The organism is Fervidobacterium changbaicum (assembly GCF_004117075.1).
Lineage (GTDB): Bacteria > Thermotogota > Thermotogae > Thermotogales > Fervidobacteriaceae > Fervidobacterium > Fervidobacterium islandicum.
Window position 1 is genome coordinate 1890776 of record NZ_CP026721.1, and the last position, 20527, is coordinate 1911302.

Below are 20527 nucleotides of genomic sequence, written 5' to 3' on the forward strand. Positions count from 1 at the left end.
TAGAATTCAGGGGAGGTTGTCCGATGAAAGTCCTATCCTTGGTCGGTGCAAGGCCGCAGTTTATTAAGGAAGCTGTTTTACACAAAGAGTTTGAAAAAGCAGGCATTCAAGAAATTCTCGTCCACTCTGGTCAGCACTATGATTTCAACATGAGCGATGTGTTTTTCCAAGTGCTCGAAATTAGAAAGCCCGATTATTACCTCAGCGTGGGTTCTGGACTGCACGGTGAGATGACCGGCAAGATTATGATCGAGTTTGAGAAGATCGTGCTTGAAGAGAAACCTGATGTGATACTTGTCTACGGCGATACAAACACAACACTTGCAGGGGCGATTGTGGGAGCAAAGCTCAAGATACCCGTTGCACACGTTGAAGCTGGCTTAAGGCAAGAGCCGAAAGATATGCCTGAAGAGATAAACCGAGTGCTCACAGATAGAGTTTCTAAGTACCTGTTCTGTCCGACTAAACTGGCTGTTGAGAATTTGAAAAAAGAAGGTATAGAGCAAGGAGTTTATTTTGTCGGTGATGTGATGTACGATTTGTTTTTGATGATGAAACCGTTGTTTAAGTACGACGTATATGAGGCGGCAGGGCTTGAGGAAGGAAAGTACATAGTTATGACCCTTCACAGGGATTTTAATGTGGACAACAAGGAGAAGTTCGAAAAGATTTTGAAGGAAGTTGCCAAGGTTGCCGAAAAAGTTAAAGTTGTGTTTCCGGTTCATCCAAGGACAAGGAAGAGAATCTCAGAATTTGGACTCGATGAATATTTGAAGGACATCTTGGTTATAGAACCTATCGATTATCTGAATTTGATGGGCTTAGTTGAAAAGTCGTGGAAAGTGATAACTGACAGCGGTGGGTTGCAAAAGGAGGCGTATTTTGCTGGTAAGCGTGCAGTAGTTGTGATGCCAGACTCTGGATGGCGTGAACTGGTGGAAACAGGATGGAACATATTAGCTGATGGTGAAGGGATATACGATGCGGTGTTTAGCACGGAAGAAAAGCCATATCCAACAGGACTATATGGAAATGGCGATGCAGGCAACAGGATAGTGGAGATTTTGAAGCAGTAGTGACCTGCGTGTTTGAAGATATTCCCTTGACTCTAAGACTAAACAGAATATCTCCGTTGTGCAAGAAGCACGACGCAATTACAAGCCCTCATCATGATTTGGTGGGGGCTTTTGTTATCTTGGTTCATTTCCAAAGTTCAACATACGATTGCCACTCCTACTATACCTGAAAAATTCCATGTCAACACACGTGCAGAATTTTACTAAGAAATTTGATAGTTTTGTGGAATCCTAAGCTAAATGTAAACTTTACCTATGATAGAAATTTTGTTAGCTTTGCGAAATTTCAAGAGAATTTCCATAAATGAAAGGAAGCAAAAGAAATGTTTAGATTGACGAAGATAACCGTCGCTATTTGTAACTCATGACTCTTGGAAAATGGAACGTATGAGTGATATGATACGTAACGAAACTGGTAAGACCACTATACCATCATACCTTGTATATCTAGTCAATCTATGGAGGTGTCTCGTGTGAAGAGCAAAGTTGCAATTGTCAATTCAAGCAGTTTCGGAAAGTATTTCCCTGAGCATGTTGAAATACTTCAACAAAAGTTTGACGTTCAGAGGTTCGATTTACCACCGAAATTGAGTGGTAGAGAGTTGGCAGATGTTCTTAAAGGTTTTAAATACATAATTGCAAGTACAACACCTTTCTTTGATAGCGTGTTTTTTGATAATGTCGAAGGTTTGGTACTGATATCAAGACACGGCCTTGGGTATGACAACATCGATGTAGGTAAAGCGACGGAGAAGGGAGTTATAGTAACCAAGGTTCGTGGAGGTGCTGAACGCGAGGCGGTTGCAGAACATGCGATAGCCCTTTGTATGTCAGTTTTGAGGAAAGTTCCTCAGTCGTATAGCAAGGTGTTGCAATCAAAGTGGTCGGAACGACAAAAGTTCTTCGGAATTGAGTTGAAAGGTAAGACAGTGGGAATAATTGGATTTGGGAATATTGGAAGCCGTGTTGCAGAAATCGTGCACTTTGGTTTCAATGCAGATGTTGTTGTATATGACCCATTTGTGGCTGAAGAAAATATGAGTTACGTTAATGCAAGAAAGGTAGAACTTAACGAGCTCGTTAAATTGTCCGATGTAATATTCATCTGCGCGAAGTACACAAAGGAAAATTACCATATTCTGTCTACAAACGAATTCGAGATGATGAAAGAAGGCGTGTACATAGTAAATACTTCGAGAGGGGAACTAATTGATCAAGAAGCGCTTATTCAAGCGTTAGAATCCGGCAAGGTTGCTGGTGTAGGGCTCGACGTTGTTGAGGGTGAGCCGATAAACGGGGAGCATCCTCTTTTGAGATTTGATAATGTCGTGGTCACACCTCATATTGCGGCGTACACTTTTGAAAGTATAAAGGCTATGGGTGACAAAGTGGTCAGTGACGTTCTTCGAGCTGAAGAAAGAATAATACCGGAGGAAGTAGTGAATGTTGCAGTAATAAAGAAACTGGAGGAAGAAGGATGGAAAAAGATTTGATTCTTGCTGTGGACGTTGGAACGACTTACTTGAAAGCGGGATTGGTTGATGCAGAAGGTAATATCCTGAGGTCTTGTAGAAACAAGATTAGGATGGATGTTGACCCGTCCGGAAAAGCTGAGCATAATGTTAAAGACCTCTCAAGACTTTTGCAGAAAACGATGAAGAAAGTAGTTGATGGATTTGAAAAGCGTGTAGCCGCTATTGTTCCATCCACATATATCTTTGGTTTGATGTTGCTTGATTCGAATAATGTTCCGCATTCGAATATGATTACCTTAGCAGATACACGAATCAGAGAAGTTATGTGCGACTTTAAGGGCTATTTCGATAGAGACTTCATTTACTCAAGAACAGGTATGCCTCCAACGTTTCATACCGCGCTTGCAAAGGTTTTTTGGAGCCTAAGGAGGCTTCAAATTGAGGATCTAAGGAAAGTGAAGTTCGTGTCGTGTAAGGATTACATCGTTCTTCTTTTGACCTCCAAGCTTGCGACTGAACCAAGTACGGCTTCGTCAACAGGGTACTTCAATACGTTTACCTTGGACTGGGATGATGATATTTTAAGCTTTTTGGGAATAAGTAGAAATAACCTGCCTGAGATACTTTCACCTTACACGGTGATTCCGTTGAAAAAGGAAATTTCTGACTATCTCGGGTTGCCAAGAGATGTTGGAGTGGTAATGGGTTTGTACGACGGTGGAGCTGTAGCTCTTGCTAGTGGTGTTTTTGGGAATAAAAGAAGAGCTGTAGTAAACCTCGGAACCACAGGGATGGTTCGAGTTATCTCAGAGCGGCCTTTCATATCTTCCACCCCCATGCTTAAGACTCAGACTTTGTATCTGTGCAACGGTAGGTGGTTCCCTGGAGGTTCCGTGAATAACGCAGGTTCTGTAATTGAATGGCTGAGGAAAGTTTTAAGGATAAACCTTGATAAATTTCGTTCACATGAAGTTAAACCGGTCAAAGGATTGCTATTCCATCCTTATATAACTGGTGAGAGGGGACTGGAGTTCGGTAGCGAAGCAAAAGGGATGATTCAAGGGCTTGAATATAAGATTTCTGCTGAAGATATACTCACAGCAGCTTTGGAAGGTATTTCATTCACGTTGCGAATGATGGTAGAACCCCTTATAGAAAAAGGCATTGGTTTTGAGAGAGTGACTGTGTCTGGTGGAGGAACAAAGTTGAAGCAATGGCTTTACATACTTGCGAATGTTCTTAAGAAGGAAGTTGAGGTCTCACGGTTTGAAGAACCCGCTCTCGTTGGATCTACGATGTTGGGAGGTGTTTCATTAGGCTGGTTTGATTCGTTGAATGACGCTACAAATCATATTGTTAAGGAAGGAATGATCGTGACACCGGACCAAGAGTTAGTTGAAACGTACGATGAGAAGTTTGATGCTTTTTTGGGTTCTCTTAAACGTATGTACATTGAAAAGTGAGGGGTGAACTCCTTGTTTGAGGAGATTGATAAGACCCAAACCTCCGAAAAGATTGTTGAGGAAATCGTTAAATTAATATCGAGTGGCAAACTTAAACCGGGACAGGCGTTACCACCGGAGCGAGAGTTGGCTTCACGACTGGGTGTCAGTCGAGTGGCCTTAAGAGAAGCGATAACGTCTCTTGCAATGCTGGGAATTGTTGAGAAGCGCTGGGGGAAGGGTAATTTTATCTCGGAACAGCTGAATTTGTCAATTGTTCAGAGGTTTACGAAACATTTAATAATTTCAAAGCAACTGGAAATATTTGAGGTTATGGAGGCAAGACTTGCAATTGAAAGTGAGTTGGCTGCTTTCGCTGCCCTTAGACGAACTGAAGAAGATATCGAAAGGATTCAAAAGGCGCTTGACAAATACTTGAACACAAGTCGAAAGAGCATCAAGAGAGTTGAGTATGACAAGGAGCTTCATTTTGCAATTGCGAAGGCCGCTAAAAACAGTATTCTGGAAAGCCTCCAGAATGCCGTGATGAATAAGGCTTTTGAGGTTATTAAGATCACGACGAAGGTAGGTATTGCGTACAAAAATACGGAAGAAGAACACAAGAGAATTGTTACCGCGATCATCAGTGGGAATCCCGAATTGTCGAGAATAGAAATGACCAAACATTTATTGATGGCAACGGAAAGGGTTTTCTCCTCAGAGAAAGTTTTGGATAAAGCGGTTTCTGAAAGATTACAGTGCTTAATAAAAGGTTTACTAACGAAGTAGGAGGGATTTTAGGATGCACAAAGACGAAGTAGCTGCTTTGATCGAAAAGGAACGGTTTATAGCAATTTTGCGTACCAGCAGTACGGAAGATGCAGTAGAAAAAGGTGTTACCCTGAGCGAAGAAGGTGTCAAGTTGATTGAAGTAACCTTTACAGTTCCAAACGCAACGGAGGTCATAAAAGAACTTAAAGAAAGGTGTCCGGATGCTGTTATAGGCGCTGGTACCGTCATTAATTTGGACATGTGTGTTGAAGCGCTGGAAGCCGGTGCTGAATACATAATCTCACCAAACTTTGATCCGGAAGTTTCAAAGTTTTGTGCAGAGAGAGATATTTGCTACATTCCCGGAGTTATGACACCAACTGAAATTGTGAATGCCTATCTGGCTGGTAACACTATTCTCAAGCTTTTTCCTGGAGATATTCTAGGACCAGCGTTCATCAAGGCTATGAAGGGGCCATTCCCGAACGTGAATTTTATTGTCACAGGCGGAGTTTCACCAGACAACGTTTTAGAGTGGCTCAAAACAGGTGCCTTTGGTGTTGGTATGGGTGGTTCTCTGGTAAGTGGATCAAAAGAAGAGGTCAGGGAAAGAATTAGGAATGTATTGAAGAAGATAAGGGAACTTTCTTAATGTACTTCAATTTATGGACGGTGGTGTTGTGGGGTGAAGCGTTACTATATTGGAGTAGACGTTGGAACTTCGAGTACTAAGGCTGTTGTCTTCGATGAAGAGGCACTTGAAGTTAGGTACAAAGCTGTTGAGAACTACGCGTATAGTTTCGATGAAAAGATCGGCATTACTATAAGACCGAAAGATATTGAAGCGGCTCTGGAAAGATGTCTAAGAGATGCAGCGAATTTCTTGAGAGAGCTTTCTTCGGATAGGAAAGAAATATATTTGGTCGTAGATACTATGTTGCACTCGTTACTTTTCTTAGACAGCGATATGAAACCTGTTGCCAACATCATCCCATGGACCAATGATTTGGGAACAACAGAAGCGATCAAAATCCTCAAGAACGAATCGGTAGCAACTCTCTTACATAGCAGAACAGGTTGTCCTGTTGCGCCAACGTATCCATTCTACAAGTTAATATGGTTTTCAAAAAATGAGCAAGATTTTCTGAAACAAGTGACTAAGATTGCGTCTGTGAAGGACTATATAATCCATCTCCTTACGGATTCACATTTCGTTGATAAATCAATCGCAAGTGGTTCGGGCTGCTACGATATTAGAGCTGATAGATGGGCAGATGACTTGCTGAGAGATTTTGCTAAGGTTGATTCATCAAAATTTCCAAGTGCAGTTTCAGGAAATACGGTGCTAAAACCCAGTAAATTCTTGACGAGCTTATTCGATGAAAAAAATTTCGATTTAAGGGTCATTGTTGGAACCTCTGATGGAGCTGCATCGAGTATGGGGACAACGTTCGGCGATAGTAGTTTGATTACGATATCGATGGGAACAAGTGCTGCGATCAGAAGAATCACCAGTAAGATCCCTGATGTTGAAGATATGCCTGGGTTTGGCCCGTGGTGCTATATATTCGATGATAACAACTATATAGTCGGAAGCGCTACAAATAACTGCGGCAATGTTTTGAACTGGTGGAAAGATAACTATCTGAAGTCAAGTGATTACACTCCATACGAACAGACTCTTAACCGGATTTTGAACGATGAAGCGAGGATTCAAAAACCTAATAACTATAGGGTACTTTTTAAGCCAACTGTTTTTGGAATGCGCTCGATCAGGTGGATACCGTATCAGAAAGGAGAGTTTTATAATTTATCACCACATACAAGTGTTGATGACTTAACAGCCGCAGTTATCGAAGGGTTGGTGTTTAAGTTTAGAAGAGCCGTCAATGTGGTCGAGGAAGTCACACGCAAACTATTAGGAGACGTTACTGGGTTTGTGGCTTCAGGAGGGTTGTTGGAAATACCGGGGTTCGGGAACTTGCTCTCAACCGTATTGAACCGAGGCATTTTTTACAGGAGTAATAGGTACGACGCTGTGCTTGGAACCGTTCTTTTTGCTCTAAGATTAGTCAACAAAGCCCAGTTCGAAAAGTTTGTGAATACCAACAAGGAAACGAAAATCATATCGCCGACATTGAAATTTGTGGGCTTTTACGAAGGTCTGTATCAGGCATGGACTGAAAAAATAGAGGAAAGTGAAAAGCGCATTCTTGATGAAATTCTAAAGAGCTAAACCGATGCTGTTAACTTGTAGTGATGGAAGACAATAGAACACTCATAACACGCGCAATATCATTGCCATTCAGTTTCAAGAGATTTCTCACTACACAAAAACTGTTTACGTACATTGGAAGATTGTCAATATTCTTAAATCCACGCTTGGCTCGTACAAAGTCTTGGAATAACGAAAACTTCGATTCACATTGATTGTTTTGCCCAAGTCTCACAACAATATGATTGATATTCTTGTATAGTATCTTCACTGCACCATATGCACCAAGTCCATCTGTAATTAGTTCGATTGTTCTTTCGTTGTTACCAAAGAACTTCTCTAACAATATCTTCACTTGACCCATATCGCGATATTTGGATACATGCCAAGCAACAATGAGATTCGTCTCATGGTCAACTAAGAACCAAACATAGTACTTTTTGGATTTAAACAAAACGACAGTTTCATCACCATGGACTTTGAAAGCATCTACAGGAACGAGGATGGAAAAGAAACAAGACAACTTAAGGATCCACTTGTAGATAGCGACATGAGAGACTTTGATATTAAGTGAGTCTCTGATGGAACGCAAGGACACAGCTTTGAAATAAAGGACGAAGGCTTTAAGAACAATAAAGATAGGGAAACGGAAGAACTTGAAAGAGTCGAAAGGAAGAGGGACAAATTGAGGTAAGTTAGTTGGGATTTCGTCTCTGGTATGGCAAGAACGGCAACGGAACTTAACGAAGGCTTTTTTGATTTTGTGGATTTGCATAGTTTTTCCACAGACAGGGCATTTAGGATAAGGGAAAGAGAAGAGCTTGTGTTTTTTTGAATGAACAAGTCTGAAAGTGCGCTTACAGTCTTTGCAAAAGTATTGTTGGTTACCGTACTTATCATGACCGTTTTTGTAGATGTTGGTAGAGCCGCATTTGGGGCAAGAGACTACAGAATTTTGCATAGTGGAGTACCTCCTTTTTGTGAGAATTGATGGTGGGGGGTGTTCCACTAATAAGAAGATAATACGGTTTTTGGAAATTTTCAATACTTTTAGTTAACAGCATCGCTAAACCTTTGGGGGTGTTATTATGGAGGCTTTCTTGAAAACGTTCCAGGTAGGTATACCCATAGTGCTAAACCCGCAAAATCTTTTAATAATAGTTATTGGTACAGTCTGGGGGCTGATATTTGGTGCGGTCCCAGGGCTCACAGCAACGATGGGTGTCGCTCTGGCGTTGCCCCTAACGTATGGTCTAAATCCATATAGCGCGTTGGCTCTGTTAAGTGCAATTTACGTTGGCGCTATATCGGGTGGATTTATCTCAGCGGGGTTGATAAATATTCCGGGAACTCCTTCATCTATTGCAACAACATTTGATGCTCATCCCATGGTGAAAAAAGGACAGGCACCACTTGCGATGGGAATTTCTCTTATGAGTTCGTTCTTCGGTGGGCTCATAGCGGTATTCGCGATGATAATAGCTACCTATTCATTGGCCCAAGTGGCCTTGAAGTTCGGCCCGTTTGAGTATTTTGCACTTGGTATCCTCGCATTTGCTGGTTGTATTGGAATGTTTGAAGGGGGAATAGTGAAGAATACCCTCTCAATACTTCTCGGACTTCTTATTGCTGCAGTCGGAGCAGACCCACTAACAGGCGTTAAGAGGTTAACATTTGGAATTGAGGACCTTATTGCAGGAATAGATATTCTGCCACTTCTAATAGGATTGTTTGGTTTGAGTGAGGTATTTGTAGCCATAGAGCAGCGTTCGAAGTTTGTTGTTCCGCCAGAAACTAAAAAGATGAGGATGGGTTTCAAGCTGGTCCTTGAGTCGACGAAAGTGATATTCAGCCAGCCGATTAATTTCATCAGGTCGTTGATTATCGGTTTTATTATAGGGGTGTTTCCAGGCGTTGGTGGGGCAACCTCCAGCGTTGTAGCTTATGGACTTGCCAAATCGTATTCCAAACATCCGGAAAAGTTCGGAACTGGAATCCCAGATGGAGTAATAGCTTCAGAAACCGCTAACAATGCTACTATCGCCGGAGCACTGGTTCCTCTGTTGTCGCTTGGAATACCTGGTGATTCAGTCACTGCGATGATGATTGGTGGGTTTATGATACACGGAATGATCCCGGGACCGATGCTGTTTGCGGAGCATGCTGACACTGTTTATACAGTGTTCGCATCTCAGATCCTTGCTAACATAACGATGGTTATACTTGGGCTCGTACTGATGCGGTTTATTATATCTGCCTTAAGCGTCAAGTCATATTTCCTCTACCCGGTTATAACCATCGCGATGGTTGTTGGTGCTTATGGACTCTACAACAGGGTCTTTGACATCTGGGTGGCACTCTTCTTCGGGTTTGTTGGGTACGTCTTAAGGAAAGCAAACTTTCCTCTTGTACCTCTTATAACTGCTTTCATACTCGGTCCTATTGTTGAAAAAGGGCTCAGACAAGCTCTCGCATTGTCAGATGGTAGTTTAATGCCATTATTCACAAGACCTATTTCGCTAACTCTAATAATACTTGCGGTATTTCTCTTTGTTCTTGGGCTATACATCAACGCGCGCGTTGCAAAGAAACAAAGTGCTTAAACTTATCCTTATACCAGGAGGTGTGGTGTGTTATGACAAGAAGGTTAGTGTTTTTGGTTCTTAGCGTTTTGCTGACATTACTTTTGGTCACACTTAGCTTCGCCGCTTATCCGGAAAGACCGGTAACTGTTGTTGTTCCGTATTCAGCAGGTGGTGCAAGTGATATAACAGCAAGGCTCATAGCAGATTTTTGGAAGAAGTACACTGGCAAAGAAATGATAGTAACCAATGTTGTCGGAGCAGAAGGAGCGGTTGCAGCCAGACAAGTGCTTCAGACAAAACCAGATGGTTATACCGTACTTTGGTACCACCAGGCCGTACTGGGAAACTACTACCTTGGCGTAGCGGATATAAAGTGGTCGAGCTTTACACCGGCGTGTATCGTAACAAAGACCTCGAGAATAACTGCGGCACGGGCAGATGCTCCATGGAATAATTTGAAAGAAGCTATTGAAGATGCAAAGAAAAATCCGAAGAAGTATGTGTACGGAGCCGGTGCAGGTGGAATAGCCTATTTGGAATACTCTCCGATCGAGATGGCAGCTCCAGGTGCATTCAGAGTGGTTCCTAACGAGGGTGGAGATGCGCAAAGAATTGCTGCCTTACTTGGTGGCCACGTCGATATTGTTCCATTAGCTCTTGTCTCAGCCGTTCAGTATATCAAGAACGGGCAAATCAAGGTTTTGGCTGTGCACGATGATCAACCAGATCCGTTCATACCCAATGCGCCAACGGCAGCTTCTCAGGGACTTAGGAGTCTGAAGTTCCCGATGACAAACACGTTCTTCTTCCCTCCAAGAACTCCGGCTAACATAGTGAACGAGTTCAACAAGATTATTGAAAAGATAGTAGCCGACTCAGAATTTCAAAAGAAGTTGGCCGAAGTTGCATACGCAGTCCCGTTCTTTAAGACTGGAAACGATCTGTTGAATTTCTGGAGAGAACAGGAAGCAGTTTACATGAAAGCAGCTCAAGCAGTTAAATGAGAAATACAACAGTGGGGGGCAACGTGCCCCTCACATATTAAAACTAAAAGCTGGGGAGGAATCATCATATGAAAAAACTGACTAACATACTAAAGAACCTAATATTCCCAATAATATTTATTGTCGTATCGATAGTAAGCTATATACAAGCTGTATTAATTCGAACCCTTCGATTTGGCGGCTCACTTGGTGGAGATTTCTTTCCAAAACTGATTTCTCTACTTACATTACTGTTCTCCATTTTGTGGCTGGTAATGGAAATCCGAAGTCTGAAGAAGAAGTCTCAGGTTGCAGAATCTTCAAATGATGCAGGTCATAATGTTGGATTTCGCAATTCTCTACTGTTTTTGATAATCTTCGCTGCTGCGGTATGGCTCATGAAATACGTGGGTTTCCTGCTTTCCGCGTTCTTGATAGTTTTCTTTAACTACATTTTCTTGAAAGATGAGATGAAATTGAAAGATCTGCCGTTAGCTATCGCATATACGGCGGTTGTTTCTTTTGGAATCTGGTATCTCTTTGAGAAAGTCTTTGAATTGGTTTTTCCGAGAGGCATTTTCTGGTAAGTTGGGTTGTTCTAAATTCTTTAAAATGATTTAGAGGGTGATAGATGTGGACGGAAAGAGTGACGTTGGAATAATTGGGCTTGGTACCATGGGTAAGAATTTATCACTCAATTTTGCACAGAAAGGTTTACGTGTTAGTGTTTACGACAAAGAATACGGAGTAACTAAGCAGTTCTTATCAAGCATTCCTTTCTCCTATAGCATTCGAGGCTTCCAAGGTATCGATGCTCTTGTTGAATCTCTCAGTAGACCAAGGGTGATTATCTTACTCATCACGGCTGGGAATCCGGTAGATGAGGTCATTAATTCGCTTCTTCCATTTCTGGAAGTAGGAGATATAGTAATAGACTCCGGAAATTCGCACTTTAAAGACACCGAAAGACGCTATAGGTTCCTCACTGAAAAAGGCTTCCGCTTTTTAGGGATGGGCCTTTCCGGTGGTTCTGAAGGAGCTTTAAAAGGGCCCTCTCTGATGCCCGGTGGGGATTATCAAGCGTATAAACAGGTCGAAGAAATGCTGAAGAAAATCGCAGCTAAGAGTAGATATGGTGAGTGTGTGAATTACATGGGTGAGCGCTCAGCAGGGCACTTTGTTAAAATGGTGCACAATGGCATTGAATATGGGATAATAGCTGGCATCTCTGAAGTTTATCAAGTAATGCGTGAAGTCTTATTGCTACGAACAGATGAAATCGCAACTATTTTTGAAGAATGGAACGAGTTGCTGTTTGATTCATTTCTGCTCAGGGTTGCAAGTATCGTCTTGAGGCAGGTCGACGAACTTACAGGTGCTCCTTATATAGATGTGATCCTTGACGTTGCAGAGCAGAAGGGGACAGGTCTGTGGTTTACTCAAACTGCGTTAGAGTTAGGAATTCCTGCAATCACGATAGCAGCTTCAGTGAACAGCAGAATGATTTCAGTGTTCAAAGAACTTAGAATGAGGATTTCTAAGAACTCTCAAATAAAGAGGCGTTCACTGGAACAGGAAAGTTTAGGTTTAGACTTGATAAGTTTACTCAAGGATGCCCTTATGTTTGTCAACTACATTGCTTTTAGTGAGGGACTGTGGTTGTTAACGCGAGCCTCGAATGAATTTGGCTACAACGTCCAGTTAGATAATGTGTTAAAAGTTTGGAGAAAAGGAAGTATCCTCGAGTCAAATTTCATAGATTACTTACTGTTGGAAGATCTTGGAGGTTTGGGATGCTTAATTGAGAAAGAGAATATCATAAAGAATTTGAACCTTTTGTACGAAAATGTTATCCAGGTTAGCAGTATAGCCAAAAGATACAATATCCCAATTCCTGTTATTGATTCCGCTATTAATTTCTATCTCTCTATTGTTTCTGAAAAGCTGCCTGCAAATCTTGTTCAGGCGATAAGGGATTGGTTTGGTTATCATGGGTTTTACAAGGTCGATAAGCCGAATCAAGTATTCCACTTTGAAAAAGGAGAAGCTGATAGCTAAACACATAACTTCAAGAAATTCACGGCTGCCCTTCCTTAAGGATAAAATAGTTTCTTACGTCTCGTATCTGGTCTTTCACTCTTAAATCAGGGAGTGGAAGACTTTTTGTTTTCGTTTAAAAAGAGTCAAAAGTCAAATTTGTGAAACCGTTGCTATGGATTTGGATTTAATGATTGTTTTCATCAAATTGATTTTGATTCGGACAGATAAGAACTCTGCTAACACAACTACTATTGGAACTTTTTTATAATAACTAAGATATATGGATAGAAAACATTTTTAGATTATGCCTTTTTGACAAGTCCAACAAGTGAACCTGTCCCGTACGATATGTGCAAAATCAAGAATGAAGTTAACGTATAGAAAAATATGCTATTGTCGTTGTGTTTGGTGCTTACAGATGCTGAGAATATGGTAACCATTGCTAAGTAAAGTGAAAAAGGAACCAAGCCAAGTAGTTTAAAGAAAGTTGGGATGACCGGAATTGAGAGGGTTACAGCCAAAATGAGTAGATAAATGACAAAAAACAAAGGAATTAAGTGCCTTAGCTTGTATGCTTTTTTCACGTACTTTCGGCTGTAGGTAACCCAAAATCCGTTTGAAAAGTTGTTTTGCCAAAGTCCTTTGAATGTATCTCTGGCAAAGTAGTACACTTTTGCTTGCGGAACAAGCATGATTTTATATCCCGCATCTTTGAGCCTTATGTTGAATTCTATATCCTGATTTCTTATTAGTCTTTCATCGAACAGTCCGACCTTTTCAAAGATTTCTTTTTTGTAAATTCCATAAGCTACCGTGTCGACGTATTCATTCTTCTGAGCGCCTGTTCTGTACTTTGCGCCACCAACTCCGAATGGATGTTTCAATACCTCAGAGTGCTCACAGATAGAGTTTCTAAGTACCTGTTCTGTCCAAGCCAACTGGCTGTTGAGAATTTGAAAAAGGAAGGCATTGAGCAAGGTGTTTATTTTGTTGGTGATGTGATGTACGATTTGTTTTTGATGATGAAACCGTTGTTTAAGTACGACGTATATGAGGCGGCAGGGCTTGAGGAAGGAAAGTACATAGTTATGACCCTTCACAGGGATTTTAATGTGGACAACAAGGAGAAGTTCGAAAAGATTTTGAAGGAAGTTGCCAAGGTTGCCGAAAAAGTTAAAGTTGTGTTTCCGGTTCATCCAAGGACAAGGAAGAGAATCTCAGAATTTGGACTCGATGAATATTTGAAGGACATCTTGGTTATAGAACCTATCGATTATCTGAATTTGATGGGCTTAGTTGAAAAGTCGTGGAAAGTGATAACTGACAGCGGTGGGTTGCAAAAGGAGGCGTATTTTGCTGGTAAGCGTGCAGTAGTTGTGATGCCAGACTCTGGATGGCGTGAACTGGTGGAAACAGGATGGAACATATTAGCTGATGGTGAAGGGATATACGATGCGGTGTTTAGCACGGAAGAAAAGCCATATCCAACAGAAGTATATGGAAATGGCGATGCAGGCAAGAGGATAGTGGAGATTTTGGCGAGGTAAGTAATATGTGATTTCGAAATGTTTGGCTGGAATGTCAACACCAAGAATTGGAAGACACCTAAAAAAGCAATCTAATTGAAGTTTAACACTTTAACACCTCCCACCCCTGAGTAGTAGGGGGTGTTTCACCTCACCATAAGTTTATTTAGTACCCTCCGACACTTTTGTTACTAATGAAAACGAGAGTTTTGATTTACCGTGCTCGAACATCAAAGCGACAAGAAACTTGTCGATAAGACTGCTTTCAAGAGTCCATATTTAATTAGCTTCAGGAATGACCCAAAGACTCTTGTTGGAGAAATATAACTTTAGTTCAGAACCTGGTTGCGGTATACCACTCTCAACTGGGTTAGAAATTGTCGTCTTAAAAACTGTTCCATCCGATGCTACCATCTCGCATTCAACAGCAGCTCCAACAAAGATTGAAGAAATAATTTTCCCTCGTATGAGATTTATCCTCTCTTCATCTTGGAAAGGTACGAGTTTGAAAGCTTCAGGTCTCAGGACAATTTTAACTTTTTGCCCCGGAGTGAGTGAAAAAATGTTCGGTACCGAGATACGCTTATTTTCAAATACACTGCAGAAAATATCGGCAATTTCATTGTTTGCGTTATCGACAGAACCGTCAAACAAATTTACCTTACCGATAAAGTCTGCAACGAACTCATTTTTTGGTTTTGAGTATATCTCAAACGGATTGCCGATTTGCATTATTCTTCCGCCATTCATGACTACAACTAGGTCTGACATGCTCATTGCTTCGATTTGATCATGTGTAACATACACAGTGGTTATATCAAGCTCTTTCTGGATTCTCTTTATCTCGATTCTCATCTGTTCTCTGAGCTTAGCATCAAGATTTGAAAGAGGTTCGTCCAAAAGTAATACGCTCGGTTCTACAACTAGGCTTCTTGCCAATGCAACCCGCTGCTGCTGTCCACCTGAGAGTTGTTCAGGCCTCCGCTTTTCAAGACCAATTAATCCTACTATTTCCATTATCCATTTGACTTTCTGCTTTACTTCAAAGTTTGGCAATTTTTTTATCCTGAGTCCAAAGGCTATATTCTCTTCGACCGTCATATGAGGAAAAAGGGCGTAACTTTGAAACACCATGGAGATATTTCGCTTATTAGGTGGTTCATTTGTGACGTCAGCACCGTCGAGTATGATTTTTCCAGAAGTGGGTATCTCGAAACCCGCAATCATCCTCAAAGTTGTAGTTTTACCACAGCCTGATGGACCCAGCAGAGTAACAAATTGTCCCTTTTCAACTCTTAAATCAAACGCTTCAACCGCTACAGTTTCAGTTCCATAATTTCTGAATACCTTTGTTAATCCTTTTAATTCAAGACTCATTTTCTCAACCCCTTACCGAAGTATAGTTACTTATGCTAACTTTATTCTTCAAGAATATTTTCAAAACGCCGATAAAAACCATTATAATTAAGGTAAGCAAGGTGGAGAAGGCACAAGCCTCTGAAAGTCTGCCCGATTCGGTTTGACTTAGAATTTGGACGGTGATAAGATTCCACCGACTCGAAACCAAAAATATTGCAGCACTTATCGCAGTCATTGCTCTCACAAATGCAAAGACAAGAGCTGAGAAGAAAGCAGGGGTTATCAATGGCAAGGTAATCTTCGCAAATACTTGCCTGTTGTTTGCCCGCAATGTAAATGCTGCTTCCTCAATTGAAGGATCAACTTGGTTGAGCAAGGCGATACCTGATTGAATTCCAACAGGCATATAACGAAATACGAAATTCAGAACCAAGATAGTCAACGTGCCTGTTAGAAGTAAAGGTGGCTTATTGAAAGCCAAAATGTACCCAATTCCAATGACTGTACCCGGTACTGCAAAACTAAGAAGTGATATGAACTCCATAACTCTCTTGCCTGGAAAGATTTTTCGGACAACTAAGAATGCTATTACCATACCAAAAACAGCTGAAATGGGTGTCGAAATCGATGCAATGGTAAGAGTTCCCCTAATCGCACTTCGCCCGACATCGAAGATGTATTTGAAATTGTCAAGTGTGAATTGATTGTTTGCACCCCAGGCTTTTGTAAACGCCCCCCAAAATATGATTCCGTAAACCAAAAGTATAAACAGTACGATAAACAAACATATGCTGAAAAGTATCCATTTTACAGGTTCGCTCACACTCTTGAGTACAGAGATAGTCGGCTTTCCAGTTACTGTGTAGTACTTTTTCTTCTCAAGAAAGTACTTTTGAATTATAAAAGCCAGCAGCGATGGAATTAATAACCAAACGGATAATGTTGCACCACTTCTTAGGTCGTACATCCCTGTTATTTGAAGATAGGCCTGGACAGAAAGTATTGGGAACTTGCTTCCTGCAAGTATCAACGGATTACCAAAATCCGCAAGAGACTCAATGAAGAGCACAAGCATAGTGCTTGCGATACCAGGAACAGATAGAGGCAAAACGACTTTGTAGAAAACTTGCCATCGGCTAGCTCCTAGGTTGAAAGCTGCATCTTCTAAAGTCGGGCTTATTGTTGAAAGTACACCATCAAGGGTTATAAAAGCAACAGGGAAAAAACAAAGTACTTGCGCTAACATCAGACCGGGTAGGCCATAAATGTAGATGTTTGAGAATCCAAGCAATTTTGATGTTATGAGGCCATTTGCACCAAAGAGCATAATGAGTGAGAGTGCACCCACAAATGGAGGAAAAATGACTGGCATTATGGCAATTGTTCTAAAGAATGATTTGAACGGAATGTCTGTTCTGTTAATCGTGTATGCAAACAAATAACCAACAGCTGTGCCGAGTAAAGCAGTGAGAAACGCTACTAAGAGACTATTTACAAAACCGCGTCTGAAGTAGTTGTTTTGTAAAGCGTTTTTGTAGACTTCCAACGTGAAGTTACCATTGCTATCGGTCAGGCTTATCTGGAAGATTTTATACAGTGGGAATATTATGAAAATTACCAAAAGTGCAAAAACGACAAATATTGTTGTAAGCAATGCAGGTTCTTTCAAAAGTTTAAGCAGGTACGATTTTAATTCACCCTTAGAGTAGTTCATTACGATCACCTCACAACAAGCTTTGTGCAAGTCAAGTAACAGAAAAAGGGGCACATGGCCCCTTTTTCTTCAATTGGGGAAGAGCTTAATAGGGTAAAACCTCGTTTATCCACCTGTTCACAATTCTTGTTTTATTGTCGGCAGCCCACTTCGGATCTACGTGAATGAGTTTTATCGATGAGAGTGAAGGGAGATTTCCAAAATCAACATCTGTTCGAATCGGATAGAAGTATGTTTTTTGGTTGATAATTTCCTGCTGTCCCTTTTTTGAAATGACCCACTCAACAAGTTTTTGAGCTTCTTCAATATTTTTCGCACCCTTTATAATCGACATACACGCAACTTCGTACGGTACTCCTTCTTTCGGGAAAACAATCTTCACATTGTAACCTTGATCCATGAATTGGAAGAACGCAGGTGTGAACTGGATTCCAAAGACTGCTTCGCCAATTGCTACTGCCTTGGAAGGAGCTGTACCGCTCTGTGTATACGTTTGGACGTTTGGAGCCATTAATTTCAGAAATTTCATAGCAGCATCCTCACCCAAGATTTTTATTAGGCCAGTTACGAAAGTATACCCGGTACCGGAAGACTGTGGGTTAGGATACTGTATTGTTTTTTTATACACACTCTTCAGCAGGTCGTTCCAGCTCTGAGGTAGTGGGAGCTTGAGCTTCTCCAGCATTGTCATATTTACACCTATACCGAGCGGGTTCATGTATATCGGATAGTAGTATCCTTCCTTGTCGTAAAATCTTGTCGATATCTCTTTGGGAACTGTTATCTTGAATGGTTGTGTTAATCCTCTTTCTTTGGCAATAATGTGGTTTTCCATTGGAGCACCAAACCAGACATCTGCTTGCGGATTTTGCTTCTCTGCCTCGATTCGAGCTAAAGCAGGACCTGAAGAAAGGAAGACAAAATCAACATCTATTCCAGTGTCTTTGGTAAATGCACTAAGTATTTTTCGTGCGTTTGCTTCATCAACACTTGAATAGACAATTAACTTCTTCGAAAATGCCACGTTGGTAACAAGGAGAGACAATACAAGTAATACAAACAGTAACTTTTTCAACATTCTTTCACCTCCAGTTATTTTGGTATGAAGGTATTTTAATATAAAGAACTTTGTGAACAAAATTGAAAAATCACGCGAATACAAGCGTATAATAGGCTTAAGATTAAAAATCCAAGGTTATCTTAACGCTGCTCACAGAAGCACTGCCAGAGAGTATAACCTCTTCAGGGGTTTGAAGGCAGACCAGTCTCAAAGAACTCATGTAAGGCCTGGATGTTCTTTTCAATATCAGTGTCAAATATCCATTGCTTCACACCATCGATAACAGTGTATCCTTCTCGGAAAGAACCGTTGATTGGTATTCTGATGCGTTCAAGTGTATATTTTGAGTAATTTTTTGTTGCAAGTGAAATTATTTCGCTTCGTGTTAAGTTTGTTTCGATATACGGCAACACCATGTCAATTATACGCAGCTTTGTGGAAATGGAAGCGTTCTTTAGCTTTTCGAATACTTGTTCGAGAACCCGCTGTTGTCGTTGGACTCTTTCATAGTCTCCATTGCCTACGTACCTTATTCTTACATAACCGAGAGCTTGTCTACCATTAAGTCGTTGTAACCCGGGGCGTTTTACTTCAGGTACATCACCGCCTATGAGGTTTTTAACTTCTCGCATGTTTATGTTTATATGCTCCAGTTCATAGTACTTAACGTCTATATCAACCCCACCAACCGCATCGATTATCTTTTCAAATCCACGGAAATCGACGGTAGCATACTTTGTTAGCGAGAGCTTGAAGGTTCGGTTTAGTGTTGAAAGTGCCAATTTAGGTCCTCCAAGTTCGTACGCACTGTTGATTTTCCGCTTGCCGTAGGTTGGAACATATACATAAAGGTCACGCATTATCGAAGCAAGTTTGATTTTCTTCTTTGCGTGGTCAATTAGTAGTATCATGATCGTATCACTGCGGGCACGTTCTCCTTCTTGTCTTGCATCTAATCCGAAGAGTGCGATTGCGAATTTCGATGATGTTGACTTTTCAGTTTGGCCCTCAGTATGAGCATTAACCTCTTCAGGTTTGAATTCTGCCGTGAAAGTAATATGCGAGATTTTTGTCTCGAAATATATCCACAGGATGAATCCGGTGATTGATATTGTGAGTAGAATCGCCAAGAGAGTTTTTAAAAACGAGCCCAACGGTGATGCCTCCCTTTCTATTCTGCCTTTTTGACAAGTCCAACAAGTGAACCTGTTCCGTACGATATGTGCAAAATCAAGAATGAAGTTAACGTATAGAAAAATATGCTATTGTCGTTGTGTTTGGTGCTTACAGATGCCGAGAATATGGTAACCATTGCTAAGTAAAGTGAAAGAGGAACCAAGCCAAGTAGTTTAAAGAAAGTTGGGATGACCAGAATTGAGAGGGTTACAGCCAAAATGAGTAGATAAATGACAAAAAACAAAGGAATTAAGTGCCTTAGCTTGTATGCTTTTTTCACGTGCTTTCGGCTGTGGGTAACCCAAAATCCGTTTGAAAAGTTGTTTTGCCAAAGTCCTTTGAATGTATCTCTGGCAAAGTAGTACACTTTTGCTTGTGGAACGAGCATGATTCTATATCCCGCATCTTTGAGCCTTATGTTGAATTCTATATCCTGATTTCTTGTCAATCTTTCATCGAACAGTCCGACCTTTTCAAAGATTTCTTTTTTGTAAATTCCATAAGCTACCGTGTCGACGTATTCATTCTTCTGAGCGCCTGTTCTGTACTTTGCCCCACCAACTCCGAATGGATGTTTCAATACCTCAGCTATTGCAATAGCTTTTGGAGTGTTGCTTCTTGGAAGTGTCTCCATAAGTCCGCCAGCTACATCGCACATGTTCTGCTCAAGCACATTCACGCAAGTAGATATGTAATTACTTGAGTACGTGGCATGTCCGCTTGCTATCATGATGTATTCACCAGATGCGTTCTGAATACCGATGTTTAGCCCAGCTGGTGTGTGGCGTTTAGGGTTTTCAAGGAGTTTTATTTTTCCTGGATGTTTTTCGATGTATCGTTCAACTATCTGCCTTGTTTTGTCTGTGCTCATTCCATCAACGACAATTATTTCGATATTTTCGTATTCGTTTTCAAGAAGGCTTTCGATGGTTTTAGAAACGGTCTTTTCTTCGTTTCGAACGGGGAGAACTACTGAAACGAGTGGTTCATTTTGGCTCATTAGACTACCTCCACATGGATTTGTTTTCTTATCTTGCACTGATAGTATAACTCAAAGTTTTGTGTTTTTGAATACGTTCAGCCATCACTTATTAACAATTTAAAA

General features: G+C 41.0%; 17 protein-coding genes and 1 pseudogene. 11 read left to right on the forward strand and 7 right to left on the reverse strand.

All coding sequences use genetic code 11. The annotated features are described in order from the left end of the window. Nucleotides 1-23: 23 nt before the first annotated feature. From wecB to CBS1_RS08630, 6 genes are all read left to right on the forward strand, one after another. Nucleotides 24-1076: a non-hydrolyzing UDP-N-acetylglucosamine 2-epimerase gene (gene wecB / locus CBS1_RS08605; protein ID WP_128998150.1), complete on the forward strand. Its 1053-nt coding sequence runs from the start codon at nt 24-26 to the stop codon at nt 1074-1076. A 473-nt stretch (nt 1077-1549) separates the two neighbouring features. After that, the gene (locus CBS1_RS08610) at nt 1550-2569 is read left to right on the forward strand and encodes a D-isomer specific 2-hydroxyacid dehydrogenase family protein (RefSeq protein WP_014450756.1); all 1020 of its coding nucleotides are present in this window, start codon (nt 1550-1552) and stop codon (nt 2567-2569) included. Beyond that, nucleotides 2554-4014 (forward strand): gluconokinase, encoded by a 1461-nt coding sequence (locus CBS1_RS08615; RefSeq protein WP_014450757.1) that lies wholly within the window; start codon nt 2554-2556, stop codon nt 4012-4014. Before CBS1_RS08610 ends, CBS1_RS08615 begins: the two co-directional genes overlap by 16 nt. A gap of 12 nt (nt 4015-4026) precedes the next feature. Beyond that, the gene (locus CBS1_RS08620; protein ID WP_014450758.1) at nt 4027-4782 is read left to right on the forward strand and encodes a FadR/GntR family transcriptional regulator; all 756 of its coding nucleotides are present in this window, start codon (nt 4027-4029) and stop codon (nt 4780-4782) included. Nucleotides 4783-4795: 13 nt separating this feature from the next. After that, complete coding sequence (locus tag CBS1_RS08625) at nt 4796-5416, forward strand: bifunctional 4-hydroxy-2-oxoglutarate aldolase/2-dehydro-3-deoxy-phosphogluconate aldolase (RefSeq protein ID WP_014450759.1); 621 nt, start codon at nt 4796-4798, stop codon at nt 5414-5416. Nucleotides 5417-5449: 33 nt separating this feature from the next. Further along, nucleotides 5450-7000 carry a gluconokinase gene (locus tag CBS1_RS08630; RefSeq protein WP_090223353.1) on the forward strand — a complete coding sequence of 517 codons (1551 nt, stop codon included), beginning with the start codon at nt 5450-5452 and terminating at the stop codon, nt 6998-7000. A 10-nt stretch (nt 7001-7010) separates the two neighbouring features. Here CBS1_RS08630 and CBS1_RS10555 read toward each other — a convergent pair whose 3' ends face one another. Further along, nucleotides 7011-7940 (reverse strand): DDE-type integrase/transposase/recombinase, encoded by a 930-nt coding sequence (locus CBS1_RS10555; protein WP_033190915.1) that lies wholly within the window; start codon nt 7938-7940, stop codon nt 7011-7013. 127 nt (nt 7941-8067) lie between these two features. On the opposite strand from CBS1_RS10555, the gene CBS1_RS08635 reads away from it, so the two are divergent. From CBS1_RS08635 to gndA, 4 genes are all read left to right on the forward strand, one after another. Then, nucleotides 8068-9582: a tripartite tricarboxylate transporter permease gene (locus CBS1_RS08635; protein WP_090223365.1), complete on the forward strand. Its 1515-nt coding sequence runs from the start codon at nt 8068-8070 to the stop codon at nt 9580-9582. A gap of 32 nt (nt 9583-9614) precedes the next feature. Beyond that, nucleotides 9615-10568, forward strand: a complete 954-nt coding sequence (locus CBS1_RS08640; RefSeq protein WP_090223367.1) for a tripartite tricarboxylate transporter substrate binding protein — start codon at nt 9615-9617, stop codon at nt 10566-10568. A 68-nt stretch (nt 10569-10636) separates the two neighbouring features. Then, nucleotides 10637-11134, forward strand: a complete 498-nt coding sequence (locus CBS1_RS08645) for a tripartite tricarboxylate transporter TctB family protein (RefSeq protein WP_033191458.1) — start codon at nt 10637-10639, stop codon at nt 11132-11134. A gap of 46 nt (nt 11135-11180) precedes the next feature. Then, complete coding sequence (gene gndA, locus CBS1_RS08650) at nt 11181-12605, forward strand: NADP-dependent phosphogluconate dehydrogenase (RefSeq protein WP_033191457.1); 1425 nt, start codon at nt 11181-11183, stop codon at nt 12603-12605. Nucleotides 12606-12889: 284 nt separating this feature from the next. Here the strand turns inward: gndA and CBS1_RS08655 are convergent, their stop codons facing one another. Further along, nucleotides 12890-13471 (reverse strand): glycosyltransferase family protein, encoded by a 582-nt coding sequence (locus CBS1_RS08655; protein ID WP_206732136.1) that lies wholly within the window; start codon nt 13469-13471, stop codon nt 12890-12892. Nucleotides 13472-13477: 6 nt separating this feature from the next. On the opposite strand from CBS1_RS08655, the pseudogene CBS1_RS08660 reads away from it, so the two are divergent. Beyond that, nucleotides 13478-14134 (forward strand): annotated as a pseudogene (locus CBS1_RS08660) (UDP-N-acetyl glucosamine 2-epimerase); the annotation flags it as partial. Nucleotides 14135-14392: 258 nt separating this feature from the next. On the opposite strand, the gene CBS1_RS08665 reads toward CBS1_RS08660, so the two are convergent. From CBS1_RS08665 to CBS1_RS08685, 5 genes are all read right to left on the reverse strand, one after another. Further along, nucleotides 14393-15490 (reverse strand): ABC transporter ATP-binding protein, encoded by a 1098-nt coding sequence (locus CBS1_RS08665; RefSeq protein ID WP_033191456.1) that lies wholly within the window; start codon nt 15488-15490, stop codon nt 14393-14395. 4 nt (nt 15491-15494) lie between these two features. Beyond that, nucleotides 15495-17186, reverse strand: coding sequence for an ABC transporter permease (locus CBS1_RS08670; protein ID WP_033191455.1), 1692 nt, complete (start codon nt 17184-17186; stop codon nt 15495-15497). A gap of 85 nt (nt 17187-17271) precedes the next feature. Then, nucleotides 17272-18264 (reverse strand): ABC transporter substrate-binding protein, encoded by a 993-nt coding sequence (locus CBS1_RS08675; protein WP_203225724.1) that lies wholly within the window; start codon nt 18262-18264, stop codon nt 17272-17274. Nucleotides 18265-18428: 164 nt separating this feature from the next. After that, nucleotides 18429-19400 carry an LCP family protein gene (locus CBS1_RS08680; protein WP_052107112.1) on the reverse strand — a complete coding sequence of 324 codons (972 nt, stop codon included), beginning with the start codon at nt 19398-19400 and terminating at the stop codon, nt 18429-18431. Nucleotides 19401-19417: 17 nt separating this feature from the next. Beyond that, nucleotides 19418-20422, reverse strand: coding sequence for a glycosyltransferase family 2 protein (locus tag CBS1_RS08685; RefSeq protein ID WP_033191454.1), 1005 nt, complete (start codon nt 20420-20422; stop codon nt 19418-19420). Nucleotides 20423-20527 lie beyond the last annotated feature (105 nt).

Bases quoted from the DNA above. Each gene is read 5' to 3' on its own strand.
- CBS1_RS08615 (WP_014450757.1), top strand. From the start codon at position 2,554: ATGGAAAAAGATTTGATTCTTGCTGTGGACGTTGGAACGACTTACTTG.
- CBS1_RS10555 (WP_033190915.1), bottom strand. From the start codon at position 7,940: ATGCAAAATTCTGTAGTCTCTTGCCCCAAATGCGGCTCTACCAACATC.
- CBS1_RS08645 (WP_033191458.1), top strand. From the start codon at position 10,637: ATGAAAAAACTGACTAACATACTAAAGAACCTAATATTCCCAATAATA.
- wecB (WP_128998150.1), top strand. From the start codon at position 24: ATGAAAGTCCTATCCTTGGTCGGTGCAAGGCCGCAGTTTATTAAGGAA.
- CBS1_RS08670 (WP_033191455.1), bottom strand. From the start codon at position 17,186: ATGAACTACTCTAAGGGTGAATTAAAATCGTACCTGCTTAAACTTTTG.
- CBS1_RS08665 (WP_033191456.1), bottom strand. From the start codon at position 15,490: ATGAGTCTTGAATTAAAAGGATTAACAAAGGTATTCAGAAATTATGGA.
- CBS1_RS08635 (WP_090223365.1), top strand. From the start codon at position 8,068: ATGGAGGCTTTCTTGAAAACGTTCCAGGTAGGTATACCCATAGTGCTA.
- CBS1_RS08640 (WP_090223367.1), top strand. From the start codon at position 9,615: ATGACAAGAAGGTTAGTGTTTTTGGTTCTTAGCGTTTTGCTGACATTA.
- CBS1_RS08625 (WP_014450759.1), top strand. From the start codon at position 4,796: ATGCACAAAGACGAAGTAGCTGCTTTGATCGAAAAGGAACGGTTTATA.
- CBS1_RS08685 (WP_033191454.1), bottom strand. From the start codon at position 20,422: ATGAGCCAAAATGAACCACTCGTTTCAGTAGTTCTCCCCGTTCGAAAC.
- CBS1_RS08675 (WP_203225724.1), bottom strand. From the start codon at position 18,264: ATGTTGAAAAAGTTACTGTTTGTATTACTTGTATTGTCTCTCCTTGTT.